At 69.3% G+C, this 14,466-nt stretch carries 16 protein-coding genes and 1 tRNA gene; 6 read left to right on the top strand and 11 right to left on the bottom strand.

The features are described from left to right. Positions 1 to 42 precede the first annotated feature (42 nt). Positions 43 to 711: an SIMPL domain-containing protein gene (locus SB754_RS05305; RefSeq protein ID WP_410781306.1), complete on the top strand. Its 669-nt coding sequence runs from the start codon at positions 43 to 45 to the stop codon at positions 709 to 711. Between the two features lie 87 nt (positions 712 to 798). On the opposite strand, the gene SB754_RS05300 is transcribed toward SB754_RS05305, so the two are convergent. The 6 genes from SB754_RS05300 to prfB all read right to left on the bottom strand — a co-directional run bounded on the left by SB754_RS05300 (position 799) and on the right by prfB (position 6,103). Further along, positions 799 to 1,449, bottom strand: coding sequence for a DUF5666 domain-containing protein (locus SB754_RS05300; RefSeq protein WP_410781305.1), 651 nt, complete (start codon positions 1,447 to 1,449; stop codon positions 799 to 801). A 69-nt stretch (positions 1,450 to 1,518) separates the two neighbouring features. Then, a complete protein-coding gene (locus SB754_RS05295; protein ID WP_410781304.1) occupies positions 1,519 to 2,259 on the bottom strand; it encodes a tyrosine-protein phosphatase in 741 nt (246 codons plus the stop codon). Between the two features lie 49 nt (positions 2,260 to 2,308). Next, a complete protein-coding gene (gene smpB / locus SB754_RS05290; protein WP_410781303.1) occupies positions 2,309 to 2,785 on the bottom strand; it encodes an SsrA-binding protein SmpB in 477 nt (158 codons plus the stop codon). A gap of 88 nt (positions 2,786 to 2,873) precedes the next feature. Beyond that, on the bottom strand, positions 2,874 to 3,779 hold the full coding sequence (gene ftsX, locus SB754_RS05285) for a permease-like cell division protein FtsX (RefSeq protein WP_410781302.1): 906 nt from the start codon (positions 3,777 to 3,779) through the stop codon (positions 2,874 to 2,876). Then, on the bottom strand, positions 3,776 to 4,882 hold the full coding sequence (gene ftsE / locus SB754_RS05280; protein WP_410781301.1) for a cell division ATP-binding protein FtsE: 1,107 nt from the start codon (positions 4,880 to 4,882) through the stop codon (positions 3,776 to 3,778). Before ftsE ends, ftsX begins: the two co-directional genes overlap by 4 nt. Positions 4,883 to 4,984: 102 nt before the next feature. Next, positions 4,985 to 6,103 (bottom strand): peptide chain release factor 2, encoded by a 1,119-nt coding sequence (gene prfB, locus SB754_RS05275; RefSeq protein WP_410781300.1) that lies wholly within the window; start codon positions 6,101 to 6,103, stop codon positions 4,985 to 4,987. Between the two features lie 78 nt (positions 6,104 to 6,181). Here prfB and SB754_RS05270 point away from each other — a divergent pair, with 78 nt between their 5' ends. The 4 genes from SB754_RS05270 to SB754_RS05255 all read left to right on the top strand — a co-directional run bounded on the left by SB754_RS05270 (position 6,182) and on the right by SB754_RS05255 (position 9,506). Then, complete coding sequence (locus tag SB754_RS05270) at positions 6,182 to 7,447, top strand: MFS transporter (protein WP_410781299.1); 1,266 nt, start codon at positions 6,182 to 6,184, stop codon at positions 7,445 to 7,447. A 77-nt stretch (positions 7,448 to 7,524) separates the two neighbouring features. Further along, positions 7,525 to 8,562 carry an LLM class flavin-dependent oxidoreductase gene (locus SB754_RS05265; protein ID WP_410781298.1) on the top strand — a complete coding sequence of 346 codons (1,038 nt, stop codon included), beginning with the start codon at positions 7,525 to 7,527 and terminating at the stop codon, positions 8,560 to 8,562. A 17-nt stretch (positions 8,563 to 8,579) separates the two neighbouring features. Then, positions 8,580 to 8,661, top strand: a tRNA-Leu gene (locus tag SB754_RS05260). 125 nt (positions 8,662 to 8,786) lie between these two features. After that, positions 8,787 to 9,506 carry a DedA family protein gene (locus tag SB754_RS05255; RefSeq protein ID WP_410781297.1) on the top strand — a complete coding sequence of 240 codons (720 nt, stop codon included), beginning with the start codon at positions 8,787 to 8,789 and terminating at the stop codon, positions 9,504 to 9,506. Positions 9,507 to 9,562: 56 nt separating this feature from the next. Here SB754_RS05255 and SB754_RS05250 read toward each other — a convergent pair whose 3' ends face one another. The 4 genes from SB754_RS05250 to murI form a co-directional block, all read right to left on the bottom strand. Further along, positions 9,563 to 10,465 (bottom strand): cation diffusion facilitator family transporter, encoded by a 903-nt coding sequence (locus SB754_RS05250; RefSeq protein WP_410781296.1) that lies wholly within the window; start codon positions 10,463 to 10,465, stop codon positions 9,563 to 9,565. A 72-nt stretch (positions 10,466 to 10,537) separates the two neighbouring features. Further along, positions 10,538 to 11,143: an RdgB/HAM1 family non-canonical purine NTP pyrophosphatase gene (gene rdgB / locus SB754_RS05245; protein ID WP_410781295.1), complete on the bottom strand. Its 606-nt coding sequence runs from the start codon at positions 11,141 to 11,143 to the stop codon at positions 10,538 to 10,540. Between the two features lie 2 nt (positions 11,144 to 11,145). Then, positions 11,146 to 11,901 carry a ribonuclease PH gene (rph, locus tag SB754_RS05240; protein ID WP_410781294.1) on the bottom strand — a complete coding sequence of 252 codons (756 nt, stop codon included), beginning with the start codon at positions 11,899 to 11,901 and terminating at the stop codon, positions 11,146 to 11,148. Between the two features lie 29 nt (positions 11,902 to 11,930). Further along, positions 11,931 to 12,749 (bottom strand): glutamate racemase, encoded by an 819-nt coding sequence (gene murI / locus SB754_RS05235; protein WP_410781293.1) that lies wholly within the window; start codon positions 12,747 to 12,749, stop codon positions 11,931 to 11,933. 64 nt (positions 12,750 to 12,813) lie between these two features. Here murI and SB754_RS05230 point away from each other — a divergent pair, with 64 nt between their 5' ends. Next, on the top strand, positions 12,814 to 14,133 hold the full coding sequence (locus tag SB754_RS05230; RefSeq protein ID WP_410781292.1) for a nicotinate phosphoribosyltransferase: 1,320 nt from the start codon (positions 12,814 to 12,816) through the stop codon (positions 14,131 to 14,133). Between the two features lie 16 nt (positions 14,134 to 14,149). Here SB754_RS05230 and SB754_RS05225 read toward each other — a convergent pair whose 3' ends face one another. Next, a complete protein-coding gene (locus SB754_RS05225) occupies positions 14,150 to 14,428 on the bottom strand; it encodes a DUF3039 domain-containing protein (RefSeq protein WP_410781291.1) in 279 nt (92 codons plus the stop codon). Positions 14,429 to 14,466: the final 38 nt, after the last annotated feature.

Raw genomic sequence — 14,466 nt, 5'->3', positions numbered from 1 at the left:
TCTACAACATCTCGGCCCGGCGGTTTATGCCACGATCGGTGAATGGCCGACACGATCATCACCGTCCAGGGCGAGTACGAGCTGCGGCATCCGGCTGAGCGGGGCGCGGTGCGGCTGCGCGTCTCGTACGAAGGGCCGGCACGGGAGGACGTGCTCGCGCTCACCACGCAGCGACAGCTCTCCCTCAGCGCCGAGCTCCGCGAACTCCATCACCCTCAGAGCGGCCCTGTGACCCAGTGGTCGTCCGATCAGCTGCGGGTGTGGGGCGAGCGGCCGTGGGCGGCGGACGGCAGCCGCCAGGATGTCGTCCACCACGCCGAGATCGGCATCGACGCCCTCTTCAGCGACCTGGCCGCGCTCTCCGACTGGGTGGGAGTGACGTCCCTGCTCGACGGGGTCACGGTCGACGGCGTCGCCTGGTCGCTCACCGAGGCCCGCCGCCAGTCTCTGACGCAGGAGGCGCGACGTCGCGCCGTCGAGAACGCGGTGGCGAAGGCGACGGTCTACGCGACCAGCCTCGGGCTCACCACCGTGAAGCCGCTCGCCCTGAGCGACCCCGGGATGCTCGGAGACGGGTCCGCTCCCGGCCAGCCGGTGCAGCCGTTGACCGCACGGGCGATGTCGGCGGGCACGGGCGGCGCGACCCTCGCCCTGAAACCGGAGGAGCTGACGATCGCGGTCCAGGTGCACGCCCGGTTCTCGGCGAGCTGAGGCCGGGGCGGCCTCCCGAGCCGGGTCGCCCTCCTGAGCCCGGCGGCCCTCTGAGCCGGGTCGGCCCCCCGAAGCCGGGATGAACGCTCAGGAACCGGGCGTCTGCGACGTCCCCGGCGTCGACGGCGGACGGGTGGGGTAACCGGCCAGCTTGAGGACGCGGGTGGCCGTCACCGTCCCTCCGGAGGCCTTCCCGACCACGATGACCGCGTCGCCCTTCGCGAAATCGGATTTCGACGCGGGCTGGCCGGGCAGACCGAAGGCGGTGGAGGAATCCAGCTTCACCGTCACCGTGCCGCCGTTCTGCTTGGTCAGCGTCCAGGTGTCGCCGGACAGGGAGGCGATGGTCCCGCGGACGAGTTCCCGAGCGGGATTCCCGTTGCCGCCCTGCTGGCCTCCGCCGTTTCCTCCACCGGAGCCGCTCCCGTCACCCGGCCGACCAGGAAGGCCCGGCACACCGGGCTGCGGCTGCTGCGGCTCCTGAGGTTGTGCGTGCGAGATCATCCGCTCCCCCACATGCGTGACGACGCTGGCGACGGCGAAGGCCCCCGCCGTGAACAGCCCGAGCAGGACCACGATCGAGAGCACCAGCGTCGAGATGGCGAACGCCAGCCCGTGGCGCTTGTAGAACGGCTCCGCCGGCACGGCGCGCGGCACGCCCGCCTCGTTCGGCGGGTACGGCGAGGTCGGCTGGTCAGGACGAGGCGGCAGCGGCTCGGTCGGCTGGGTGTTGCTCATGATCACATGAAAGCAGGCGCGAGCCCGGATGCCGCTGGGAGGCGGTTATGGGTCCGATGAGAATTCCGCTCAGGCGGGTGCGACGAGGACGGAGCGCAGCTTCGCCAGCTCCACTTCATCGAGCCCAGCGGCGAGCAGATAGTCGCGAACGCTCCCATGACGCTCCTCGATCCGGTCGATCGTCGTCTCGAGCGCCTCCCGCGGGCTCCCGCCCAGGATGATCCGCAGGTCCGGCGTGACCTCGACACCGTAGCCGCGGACGAGCTCGAGCATGCCCTCCAGCCATGGGCCGGCCAGGTTGGCCTCGGTGGCGGCGTAGTCCTCCACCACCGTCTCGCGGTCGACCCCGACCGCCAGCAGTGCCAGAGCGATCACGATTCCCGTGCGGTCCTTGCCCGCGGTGCAGTGCACCACGACGGGTTCGTCGCCAGTGTCCGCGATCTCGCGCAGGGCGCGCACGATCACGTCCGTGTGCTGGAACACGATCTTGTCGTAGAGGTGCACGATCGTCGCGCCCACAGTGGAAGCGGAGGCGCCGGAGCCCTCGAAGACGGGCAGATGCAGCACCTCCACGTCGAGACCTTCGAGGTCGTCCGGCAGTCCCTCCACCTCGAAGTCATCACGCAGGTCGATGACGATGCGGATGCCGAGCTCCCGCAGCCCCTCCCGGCCCGCCTCGCCGAGCCGCCCGAGCGCGTCGGCGCGGAACAGCTTGCCCGAGCGGGTCACTCCCCCGCCGGCCGGATAGCCGCCCACGTCACGGAAGTTGTACGTTCCTGCGATCGGGAGGCGCTGCGCGACGGAATCCATGCCCTCAGTCTCGCACTCCCCACTGACGGAAGATCCGGTCAGCCGGAGGTCACTCGCCCAGGTGGTTGCGGGTCGACATCGCCCGCTGAGCCTCACGGTTGTCCTGTCGCTCGCGCAGCGCCTGGCGCTTGTCGTACTCGCGCTTGCCCTTGGCGATCGCGATCTCGACCTTGGCCCGCCCATCGTTGAAGTAGATCGACAGCGGCACGATCGTGTAGCCGCCCTGCTTGACCTTGTTCTCGATCTTCAGGATCTGCGCCTTGTGCAGGAGCAGCTTGCGCTTGCGGCGCGGAGCGTGGTTGTTCCAGGTGCCGTCGGCGTACTCGGGGATGTGGACGGCGTCGAGCCACGCCTCGCCGCCGTCGACGAAGGCGTAGCCGTCGACGAGCGACGCACGGCCCAGCCGCAGCGACTTCACCTCGGTGCCGGTCAGGACCAGACCGGCCTCGAAGGTGTCCTCGATCGTGTAGTCGTGGCGCGCACGGCGATTGGTGGCCACGACCTTCTGACCACGTTCCTTCGGCACTGCTCACTCCTGACGTCGCACGGGATGCCGCCCGGCACCGTGCCGGGCAGCGGACCAGTCTATCGTGCCGGCGAGTCGAGCGGGCGGGTCAGACCTTCAGATAGCGCTTGATGGCGAAGTTGGCGGACGCTGCCGCCAGGACGATGCCGATGACGACCAGGATCGGGATCACCAGCCAGGCCTGCTCCATGCCGACGAAGTTGATCGACTGGATGCGGTCGCTCAGGTATCCGCGCACGAAGAACTGCACCCCGACCGCGATCACGACCGACGCCAGGACAGAGCCGATCAGCGCGGCGATCACACCCTCGATGATGAACGGCGTCTGGATGAACCTGTTCGAGGCTCCGACGAGCCGCATGATCCCGATCTCCCTGCGTCTCGAGAACGCCGAGAGACGGATGGTCGTCGCGATCAGCAGCACAGCGGCGACGAGCATCAGCGCCGCGATCCCGATCGCGGTGTAACTCGCGGCGTTCAGGATGCTGAAGATCTGATCCAGGTAGCTCCGCTGGTCGACGACGCTCTGGACGCCGGCGGATCCGGACAGCGTCTCGGTCAGCACGGCCGAGTTGTTCGGGTCCTTCAGGTTGACCCAGAACGTCTGCGGGATCATGTCCGGCGTGACGAAGTCGGCGATCTGGTTGCCCTTGAACTGCTGCTTGAACTGGTCGTAGCCCTGCTTCTGGTCCTGGAAGTAGAACTTCTGGATGTAGGGCGAGAGCTCCGGCGACTCGAGCTGCTTCTTGACGGCCTCGATCGACTGGTCCGTCGCGGCGCCGCCGGCGCAGTTGTCCGTCTGCGTGCACATGTAGACCGCGACCTGGGCCCGGTCGTACCAGTACGTCTTCATCTGGCCGATCTGCATCTGCAGCAGCACGGCCGTCCCGACGAAGGTGAGGGAGATGAAGGTCACCAGGATGACGGAGACCACCATCGAGAGGTTGCGGCGGAGGCCGTTGCCGACCTCCGACCAGATGAGTCCGAATCTCATTTCGTCGGCCCCACATTCTGGTCGCCGTCGCGGTCGGCGCCGTCGCGCAGCCCGCTGAGGTCGAGGTTGGCGGTGAAGTTCAGGTGGTCCGGCAGCTCCTCCGACGACGGCGCCGGCGCAACCGGAGCGGCCGCGAACTGCACGGGAGCGGGATAGGCGGGCTGCTCCTGCTGCACGGGGGCCGGCTGCTGCACGGGCGCGGGCTGCTGGACGTGCGCCGGGTGCTGCACGGGCGCCGTCTGCTGCACGGGGGCCGTCTGCTGCGGGACCGAGACGGGGGCGGTCGGCGTGGAGGTCGGCGCGTGCGGGCGCGTCATGGGAGCCTCGGCCTGCTGGGCGGGGAACCCTCCTGCGAATACGGGGGCGGCGGCCGACACCGGCTCGTCTCGCTCCAGCGGCTGGGCGATCGGCACAGCGGCCGTGAAGCCGTAGCCGCCGTGGCGCTCGTCGCGCACGATCTGGCCGCCGACGAGCTCGATGACGCGGCGCTTCATCTGGTCGACGATCGCCGCCTCGTGCGTGGCCATGAGCACGGTCGTGCCTCCGGCGTTGATGCGCTCCAGCACGGCCATGATGCCGGCGCTGGTCGCGGGGTCGAGGTTTCCCGTCGGCTCGTCGGCGAGCAGCACCTGCGGCTTGTTCACCACGGCGCGGGCGATCGCCACGCGCTGCTGCTCACCGCCGGAGAGCTCGTGCGGCAGTCGCTGGGCCTTGCCGTCGAGTCCGACCATCTTCAGGACGTCGGGCACGGCCTCCTGGATGAAGCCCCGCGACTTGCCGATCACCTGCAGCGTGAACGCGACGTTCTGGAAGACGTTCTTGTTCGGCAGCAGGCGGAAGTCCTGGAAGACGACGCCGATGTTGCGGCGGAAGTAGGGCACCTTGCGCGACGAGATCGTGCCGAGGTCCTGCCCCAGCACGTGGATGTTGCCCTTGGTGGGCTTCTCCTCTTTGAGGATGAGTCGCAGGCAGCTGGACTTGCCCGACCCGGAGGCGCCGACGAGGAAGACGAACTCTCCGCGCAGCACTTCCAGGTTGATGCCGTTCAGCGCAGGGCGAGCCGTGCCCGCGTACTGCTTGGATACGTGTTCGAACCGGATCATGACCCCTTGAGACTAAGCAGTCCCGGGGCGTTCCGCAGTAGCGACATGCCAACGGGCCGCAAGCCTGACAGCGAGCCGGGCGTGCGGTGCGTGCCGGCGCTGTTACGCCTGAGCCTCCGCTTTGTTGCCTGCGCGCCAGCGGATGCCCGCGGCGATGAAGCCGTCGAGGTCGCCATCGAACACCGAACTGGGGTTGCCGGACTCGTACCCGGTGCGCAGGTCTTTCACCAGCTGCTGGCCGTAGAGGAAGTAGGAGCGCATCTGGTCGCCCCAGCTGGCCGTGATGGTGCCGGCGAGCTCCTTCTTCTTCGCGGCCTCCTCTTCTCGCTGCAGCAGGAGGAGGCGGGTCTGCAGCACGCGCATGGCTGCCGCGCGGTTCTGGATCTGCGACTTCTCGTTCTGCATCGACACGACGAGACCGGTCGGGAGGTGCGTGATGCGCACCGCGGAGTCGGTCGTGTTGACCGACTGGCCGCCCGGTCCGGAGGAGCGGAAGACGTCGACGCGGATGTCGCCCTCGGGAACCTCGACCTCGGTCGCCTCCTCCATCAGCGGGATGACCTCGACCGCCGCGAAGGAGGTCTGCCGCTTGTCCGCGGAGCCGAACGGGCTGATCCGGGCGAGACGATGCGTGCCGGCCTCCACGGACAGCGTGCCGAACGCATACGGCGCATCCACTTCGAAGGTCGCGGACTTGATGCCCGCCCCCTCGGCGTAGGAGGTGTCCATCACCTTCACCGGGTACTTGTGCTGCTCGGCCCACCGCAGGTACATCCGCATGAGCATCTCGGCGAAGTCGGTGGCGTCGTCGCCGCCGGCGCCCGAGCGGATGGTGACGATCGCAGAGCGGTCGTCGTACTCGCCGCTCAGCAGCGTCTGCACCTCGAGGTCTCCGAGCGCGGTCTGCAGCGACTGCAGCTCGGCCCGGGCCTCGGCGGCGGACTCCTCGTCGTCGGCCTCGTTGGCCAGCTCGACGAGCACCTCCAGGTCGTCGAGGCGGCGCTCGATCGCGGTGATGCGGCCGAGCTCCGACTGGCGGTGGCTGAGCGCGCTGGTCACCTTCTGCGCATTGGCGGTGTCGTCCCAGAGGTCGGGCGCTCCCGCCTTCTCGCTCAGGTCGGCGATCTCGGCGCGGAGCCGGGGCACGTCGACCACCGCGGTGATGTCGTCGAAGGTGGAGCGCAGGTCCGCGATCTGGGAGGAGAGGTCGAGTTCGATCATGTCCCCTCCAGCCTACCGGGCGGCCGCTGGGGCGGAGCCGGAGAGCGCGGCCGGAGAAAGTTGTACGGTGTTAAGGAGATGACTTCCGACGAGCGCCCCTTCAGCTTCCGCTCCGTCGCACTCGCCGCCTTCCTCCCCACGCTGCTGTTCTCGATCGGCGAGGGCGCGATCATCCCGATCATCCCGGTCGCCGCCGGCAATCTCGGAGCGAATCTGGCGATGGCGGGATTCATCGCCTCCATGGTGATGCTGGGCGAGCTGGCCGGCGACATCCCGAGTGGATGGGTCGTCTCGCGCTTCGGCGAGCGCACCTCGATGATCGGTGCGGCCATCGTGGCCATCATCGGTGTGGTGATCTGCCTGCTCTCTCCGAACTACTGGGTGCTGACCGGCGGGATCTTCCTGGTAGGCGTCGCGACGGCCGTCTTCGCCCTCGCCCGGCACGCCTTCATGACGACGTACGTCCCGGTGCAGTACCGGGCGCGGGCACTGTCGACGCTCGGCGGCATCTTCCGCGGCGGCTGGTTCATCGGACCGCTGATCGCCTCCGCGGTGATCGCCGCCACCGGCTCCACGCAGTCGGTGTTCTGGATCTTCATCGTCAGCTGCCTCGGCTCGGTCATCGTGCTGATCGCTTTGCCGGACCCCGAGAAGATGTTCGGCCCGTCGACGCGCGTCGCCGACGAGTCCGGAACCCCGGTGACCGCCGGCGAGGAGGATGCCGAGGAGCGCACGCACGGGCTGTTTCGCACGATCTGGTCGTTCCGGGAGGTACTGGCCCGCATGGGCGCTGGAGTATCGCTCGTCGCCGCGGTCCGATCGGCGCGGACCGTGCTGCTGCCGCTGTGGGCGGTCTCCATCGGGCTCAGCGAATCGAACACCGCGCTGATCATCGGCATCGCGGGCGCCGTGGACTTCGCCCTGTTCTACTCGAGCGGTCAGATCATGGACCGGTTCGGCCGGATGTGGAGCGCCATCCCGTCGATGGTGGGCCTCGGTCTGGGCTTCCTCATGCTCTCCTTCTCGCAGGACCTCGGCGCCGACGTCGCCTGGTACATCGGCTCCTCGCTGTTCCTGGCGGTCGCGAACGGCGTGGGAGCCGGCATCGTGATGACCCTCGGCGCGGACCTGGCCCCGAAGGACCGGCCCGCGCCGTTCCTGGGCGCCTGGCGGTTCTCGGCCGACGCCGGCCAGGCCGCGGCGCCGCTGTTCGTGTCGCTGCTCACGGCGCTCGTCTCGATCTCCTTCGCGAGCGGTGTCATGGGCATCCTGGGCCTCGTCGGAGCCGGGATGCTCGCCCGCTACATCCCGCGCTACGTGCCACGGAGGCCACGGCCGGCCTGACCGGGGCGCGAAGGGGGAATACCGCCACCGGCGCAAGTGCTACCTTCCATGCAGACGCATGAATTGAGGGCAGGGCCATGGCCGGAACACTGGAACTCGGGATCGATACCTTCGGAGATGTGACGCTCGACGCCGACGGCACACCGCTGCCGCAGGCGCAGGTGCTGCGGAACGTCGTCGCGGAAGGGGTGCTGGCCGACCAGGTCGGACTCGACTTCTTCGGCGTCGGAGAGCACCACCGGCAGGACTTCGCCGTCTCCGCACCGGAGGTCGTGCTGGCCGCGATCGCGGGCCGGACCGACCGGATCCACCTCGGTTCCGCCGTCACGGTGCTCAGCTCGGACGACCCCGTGCGGGTGTACGAGCGGTTCGCCACGCTCGACGGGGTCTCGAACGGTCGGGCGGAGGTCATCCTCGGCCGGGGATCCTTCGTCGAGTCGTTCCCGCTCTTCGGGCTGGACCTCTCGCAGTACGAGGAACTGTTCGAGGAGAAGCTCGGCCTCTTCGCCGCCCTCCGCACCCAGGAGCCGGTCACCTGGACCGGACAGCTGCGCGCCCCGCTGACCGATCAGTCCGTGTACCCGCACGTGGAGCACGCTCAGCTGAAGACCTGGATCGGCGTCGGAGGCAGCCCAGAATCGGTCGTCCGCGCCGCCCACTACGGTCTTCCCTTGATGCTCGCCATCATCGGGGGCGGCCCGATGCGGTTCCAGCCGCTCTCGGAGCTCTACCGCAACGCGCTGGAGCAGTTCGGGCAGGACACGTCGCTGCCCATCGGCATCCACTCCCCCGGCTTCATCGCCGAGACGGACGAGGAGGCGAAGGACACGCTCTGGCCGCACTACGAGGTGATGAGCAACCGGATCGGCCGCGAGCGCGGCTGGCCGCCGGCCTCCCGAGCCCGCTTCGAGCACGAGGCAGGGCCCGACGGCGCACTCGTCGTCGGCTCGCCGGAGACCGTTGCGCAGAAGATCGTCTACGCGGCGAAGGGCCTCGGCGCCTCCCGGTTCGACGTCAAGATGAGCAACGGCACCCTTCCGCATGCCGACCTGATGCGCTCGATCGAGCTGTACGGCACGGAGGTGGCTCCGCGCGTCCATGAGCTAATGTCGTAGCCGCGCACTGCGCGACCGCGGGAGTGGTGAAACTGGCAGACACGCAGGATTTAGGTTCCTGTGCTTCACGGCGTGAGGGTTCGAGTCCCTTCTCCCGCACCGGGTGTAGACCCAGGGGATGATCTTTTCGATCTGGCCGCAATTCGCACGCTTCGTGCAGGTTCCGGCCATCAGCCGCCGCTAAACTCGGCCACAGCTTTCCCACCGATCCCTCCTGGAGAACAGTGATCCATCACGCCGGCCTCATTCCCTGGCTCGACCCGACCGCCATCATCCACTCGGCGGGTCCGTGGGCGCTGCTCGTGGTGTGCGGCATCATCTTCGCCGAGACCGGCCTCCTGATCGGCTTCCTGTTCCCCGGCGACACGTTGCTGATCATCTCCGGGCTGCTGACGCACACGTCGCTGGTCTTCGGGGTCGACATCTGGTGGGTGGCGCTCGCCATCGCGTTCGCTGCCTTCGTCGGCGGCGAGGTCGGGTACCTGATCGGGCACAAGGCCGGGCCGAAGGTCTTCGAACGCAAGGAGTCCGGCCTGTTCTCGATGGAGAACGTGCGGCGCACGAACAGATTCTTCGAGCGCTTCGGTGCGCTCGCGATCATCGTCGCGCGGTTCGTCCCGATCGTCCGGACCTTCGCGCCGGTCGCGGCCGGCGTCGGCCACATGAGCTACCGCAAGTACTCGCTCTACAACGCCATCGGCGCCCTCCTCTGGGGTGCAGGAGTGACGTACTTCGGCTACTTGATCGGCTACATCCCGCCCGTTGCGGACTTCGTCGCGAAGTACATCGACGTCATCCTCATCGGTGCGGTCGTCATCACGCTGATCCCGACGCTGTTCCACTACTTCCGGTCGCTCCGCAAGGCGAAGCGTCAGCCCGACGCGGAGGCCGTCGCCGCTCCCCCGGTCGTCGACGAGCCGGCGCGCACCCGCCCGGAGGCCTGAGCCTCCGCTTCCGCGCCGCCGGCTCCGCCGTCCAGCGCCGGAGGTCCGACCACAGCTCAGCGGTGGAACTCGTCCTCGTGGGCCGCGTGCTCGGCCGGCTCCAGCTGGAAGGTCGAGTGCTCGACGTCGAAGTGCGACGACAGGCAGCCGGACAGCTCGTCGAGCAGGGCACCCGTGCGGCCGGAGCGGAAGACCGCCGGCTCGCACACGACGTGCGCGGTGAAGACGGGCGCCCCCGATGTGATCGCCCAGACGTGGACGTCGTGTACTGCGACCACTCCTTTGGTGCCGAGGATGTGGTCGCGGATCTCCGCCACGTCCGTATCGGCCGGCGCCGCCTCGCTCAGCACCCGCACCACGTCGCGCAGCAGGGAGACGGCGCGCGGCACGATCAGCACGGCGATCAGCAGGGAGGCGATAGCGTCCGCCGGCATGAACCCGGTGGTGAGGATGACGACCGCGGCGACGATGACCGTCGCCGATCCGACGAGGTCGCCCAGCACCTCCAGGTAGGCGCCGCGCATGTTGATCGAGCGACCGGCAGCCGGGCGGAGCAGCAGCAGCGCCCCCAGGTTCGCGACGAGCCCGATGACGGCCACGATCAGCATCGGGAGGCTGTGCACGTCGCTCTCGCCGCCGACCAGGCGGCCGATGGCCCCGATGGTGACGGTCACCGCGACGACGACCAGGATGAGCCCGTTGATCAGGGCTCCGAAGACCTCCGCCCGCCGGTACCCGAAGGTCTGCCGGTCCGTCGCCGGGCGCGCGGCCACGATGGTGGCGACCAGCGCGATGATCAGGCCGGCGAGGTCGCTGAGCATGTGCCCGGCATCGGCGAGCAACGACAGCGACCCGCTCACGAACGCGCCGACGACCTCCACGACGAGCACCGCCGCCACGATGCCGATAGCGATCAGCAGGCGGTTGCGGTTGGTGGTGTGGGCGTGGTCGTGACTCATCTCGACTTCAACGGTAGAGAGAAGTCGGCGCCCCCGCCAGAGGGCGGACCCTGATGGGAATGAGTGCCGTTCTCAGCTGCGCCCGCCGGCCTCGGCGAGCTCCCGCAGCGCCGGCAGGATCGCCGCGAACGCGCGGGCCCGATGGCTCTCGGCGTTCTTCTCCGCCGGGTCGAGTTCGGCGGCGGTGACGTCGTGGCCGTCGGGCACGAAGATCGGGTCGTAGCCGTGCCCGTTGTCGCCGCGCGGCTCCCGGGCGATGCTCCCCGGCCAGACGCCGAGCACCACTGTCGGTTCGCCGCCGGGGACGACCAGCGCGAGCGTGGCGGTGAAGTGCGCGCCGCGGGCGGCATCCGGGATGTCGGCCAACTGATCGAGCAGCAGCCGGAGGTTCGCCGCGGCGTCCCCGTGGGTGCCCGACCAGATCGCCGAGAAGATCCCGGGGGCGCCGCCCATCACATCCACGCAGATGCCCGAGTCGTCGGCGAGCGCCGGCAGCCCGGTGTGCTCGGCGGCGGTGCGCGCCTTGATCAGCGCGTTCTCCTCGAAGCTGGTGCCGTCCTCCACGGGCTCCGGTCCGTCATACGTGACGATCTCGAGGCCGGGAAGCTCGCTGCCCAGGATCTGCTGGAACTCCCGCGCCTTGTGCGCGTTGTGCGTGGCGAGGACGACCCGGACCACGCTCACGCCTCTGCGGCGCCGGCGGTGGGGGCGAGAGCTGCCGTCTGGATGGCGGTCAGGTCGGTCGTGCCGGCGAGGGCGAGGTCGAGCAGCGAGTTGAGCTCGGTACGGTCGAACGGTGCGCCCTCCGCGGTGCCCTGCACCTCGACGAAGAGCCCGCGGCCGGTCACGACGACGTTCATGTCGGTCTCGGCCCGCACATCCTCGACGTAGGCGAGGTCGAGCATGGGCGTTCCGTCGATGATGCCGACGGACACAGCGGACACCGAGTCGATCAGGGGAGTCGCCTTCTGCCCGATGAAGCGGTGCTCGCGGCCCCACTCGAGGGCGTCGGCGAGGGCGACGTAGGCGCCGGTGATGGCGGCCGTCCGCGTCCCTCCGTCCGCCTGCAGCACGTCGCAGTCGAGCACGATCGTGTTCTCGCCGAGCGCCTTCATGTCGACGACAGCGCGCAGGCTCCGCCCGACCAGACGGCTGATCTCGTGCGTGCGGCCGCCGACCCGTCCCTTCACCGCTTCGCGGTCCATCCGCTCATTGGTGGAACGCGGCAGCATGGCGTACTCCGCCGTCACCCACCCGCGGCCCTTTCCGGACATCCAGCGCGGGACGCCGTTCGTGAAGGAGGCCGTGCAGAGGACCTTCGTGTTCCCGAAGGAGATCAGCGCGGAGCCCTCGGCCTGGCGGCTCCAGCCCCGCTCGATGGTGACGGGGCGGAGCTGGTCGGGGGTGCGGCCGTCGGCGCGGGTGATGTCGGTCACGGGGATCTCCTCGAGTGGGGGTGGATGCTCTACAGCGGCAGGTCGATGACGCCGGTGTGGACCAGGTCGACGGCCTGGACCTCCGGGCCGATGAAGCGGTGCGCGAGGCGCAGGAAGTCGTCGGCGTCCGAGCCGGTCGCCTCGTAGCGGAGCAGCGGAGGCTGCGTCGAGCGCCGCTCCAGGCCCTGGCCGACGAGCGTGCGGTAGACGTCCTTCGCGGTCTCCGTGTCGCTGGAGACGAGCGAGACGCCCTCCCCCATCACGTACGAGATCGCGCCTTTCAGGAACGGATAGTGGGTGCAGCCGAGGACCAGCGTGTCGACGTCTGCCTCGCGGAGCGGCCGCAGGTACTCCACGGTCACCCGCAGCACTTCCTCGCCGGAGGTGACGCCGGCCTCCACGAACTCGACGAAGCGCGGGCAGGCCTGCGTGAACAGTTCGAGCGTCGGAGCGGCGGCGAAGGCGTCCTCGTAGGCGCGGGAGGCGATGGTGCCGACGGTGCCGATCACCCCGACCCGCCCGGTCCGCGTCGCAGCGACGGCACGCCGCACGGCAGGCTGGATGACCTCGATCACCGGTAGGTCGTACCGCTCGCGAGCATCCCGGAGCATGGCCGAGGAGGCGGTGTTGCAGGCGATCACCAGCAGCTTGACGCCCTGGTCGACCAGGAAGTCGAGCACTTCGAGCGAGTAGCGGCGGACGTCGGCGATGGACTTCGGCCCGTACGGCGAGTGCGCGGTGTCGCCCACATAGAGCAGCGACTCGTTCGGCAGCTGATCGCGGATCGCCCGGGCGACGGTCAGTCCGCCGACACCCGAGTCGAAGATCCCAATCGGTGCATCCGTCACAGCAGTCCAGCCTACCCGGCCGTCCGCTGGGCGGTCGCTGGGCGGTCGTGAGTAGGCTGGCGACGTGACCGAAAGACCGGCGTCCTCCGCGTTTCTGACCGACCGCTACGAGCTCACCATGCTCGACGCCGCGCTGCTCGCGGGGACGCACGACCGGGAGTGCGTGTTCGAGGCGTTCACCCGCCGTCTCCCGGCCGGGCGCCGCTACGGCGTCCTCGCCGGCACGGGCCGGCTGCTCGAGCTCATCGAGCAGTTCCGGTTCCAGGATGCCGAACTGCAGTACCTCCGCGAGAACCACGTGGTGCGGGACGAGACCATCGACTGGCTCGCCGACTACCGCTTCTCTGGCACGATCCGCGGCTACAGGGAGGGCGAGCTGTTCTTCCCGGGGTCGCCGTTCTTCATCGTGGACGCGCCGTTCGCCGAGGGGGTCATCCTCGAGACGCTGCTGCTGAGCGTCTTCAACTACGACTCGGCCGTCGCGTCGGCGGCCGCCCGGATGGTCGCCGCAGCCGGTGGCCGGCCGCTGGCCGAGATGGGCTCCCGGCGCGCGAACGAACGGTCGGCCGTCGCGGCGGCCCGCGCAGCGTACATCGCGGGCTTCTCTGCGACGTCCAATCTGGAGGCTGGCCGCACCTGGGGCGTTCCGACGATGGGAACAGCGGCCCACGCCTTCACGCTGCTGCACGACTCGGAAGAGGCGGCCTTCCGGGCCCAAGTGGATGCGCTCGGGCCGGGCACCACGCTGCTGGTCGACACGTTCGACGTGCGGACGGCGATCGAGACCGCCGTGCGGGTCGCCGGCCCTGAGCTCGGCGCGGTCCGCCTCGACTCGGGCGACCTTCCCAAGCTGGTGAAGCAGGTGCGCGAGCAACTGGACGACCTGGGCGCGACCAAAACGAGGATCACCGTCACGAACGACCTGGACGAGTTCACCATCGCGGCGCTGGCCGCCTCCCCCGTCGACTCGTACGGGGTCGGCACGTCGGTCGTCACCGGCTCCGGCAACCCGGCCTCCGGTATGGTCTACAAGCTCGTCGCGCACCGCAGCAACGGCAGCTCGGGCGAGTGGATCCCGGTTGCGAAGAAGTCGGACGGCAAGGCGAGCGTCGGCGGCCGCAAGCACCCGGTGCGGCGGCTGGATGCGGCGGGCACCGCGGTGGCGGAGGTCGTCCACATCGTCGAGAAGGGCGATGTCCCGGACGACACAGGACGCGACCTCCTCACCCCGCTCGTCACGCGCGGCGAGGTGCACCGCGAGCACCTGGGCGTCGAAGGGACGCGGCGGGCGCGCGAGCACCGCGAGCTGGCGATGGGCGAACTGCCGGACGAGGCGTTCCGGCTCGGTCGAGGCGACCCCGTGCTCCCGACGATCTTCGAGTGACAACGGAGGCGGCGGTCTACTCGCCCTTCAGGCCCTCGTATATCTCGCGGCAGGTCGGGCAGACCGGGAACTTCTCGGGGTCGCGGTTCGGCGTCCACATCTTGCCGCAGAGCGCCTTCACCGGCTTGCCGGTCATCGCGGACTCGAGGATCTGCTCCTTCTTCACGTAGTGCGAGAAACGCTCGTGGTCGCCGGGCTCCTGGTTCTGCAGGAGCTCCTCCAGCTCGCGATCGAGCGTGGTCGCACCGCCGCCGCTGGGCATGCCGCCGGGCTCGGAGATGCTCGCTTCGTTCATGGTTCCAGTGTAGACGCCCGGGGTCGGGACGCTTCTGG

This window comes from Leifsonia sp. SIMBA_070 (genome assembly GCF_046534635.1).
GTDB lineage: Bacteria > Actinomycetota > Actinomycetes > Actinomycetales > Microbacteriaceae > Leifsonia.
Note: the sequence above shows the minus strand (reverse complement) of the source record. Positions and strands in the feature narration are given on the sequence as shown.

Bases quoted from the DNA above. Each gene is read 5' to 3' on its own strand.
- SB754_RS05305 (WP_410781306.1), top strand. From the start codon at position 43: ATGGCCGACACGATCATCACCGTCCAGGGCGAGTACGAGCTGCGGCAT.
- SB754_RS05300 (WP_410781305.1), bottom strand. From the start codon at position 1,449: ATGAGCAACACCCAGCCGACCGAGCCGCTGCCGCCTCGTCCTGACCAG.
- SB754_RS05295 (WP_410781304.1), bottom strand. From the start codon at position 2,259: ATGGATTCCGTCGCGCAGCGCCTCCCGATCGCAGGAACGTACAACTTC.
- ftsX (WP_410781302.1), bottom strand. From the start codon at position 3,779: ATGAGATTCGGACTCATCTGGTCGGAGGTCGGCAACGGCCTCCGCCGC.
- ftsE (WP_410781301.1), bottom strand. From the start codon at position 4,882: ATGATCCGGTTCGAACACGTATCCAAGCAGTACGCGGGCACGGCTCGC.
- prfB (WP_410781300.1), bottom strand. From the start codon at position 6,103: ATGATCGAACTCGACCTCTCCTCCCAGATCGCGGACCTGCGCTCCACC.
- SB754_RS05270 (WP_410781299.1), top strand. From the start codon at position 6,182: ATGACTTCCGACGAGCGCCCCTTCAGCTTCCGCTCCGTCGCACTCGCC.
- SB754_RS05265 (WP_410781298.1), top strand. From the start codon at position 7,525: ATGGCCGGAACACTGGAACTCGGGATCGATACCTTCGGAGATGTGACG.
- SB754_RS05250 (WP_410781296.1), bottom strand. From the start codon at position 10,465: ATGAGTCACGACCACGCCCACACCACCAACCGCAACCGCCTGCTGATC.
- SB754_RS05225 (WP_410781291.1), bottom strand. From the start codon at position 14,428: ATGAACGAAGCGAGCATCTCCGAGCCCGGCGGCATGCCCAGCGGCGGC.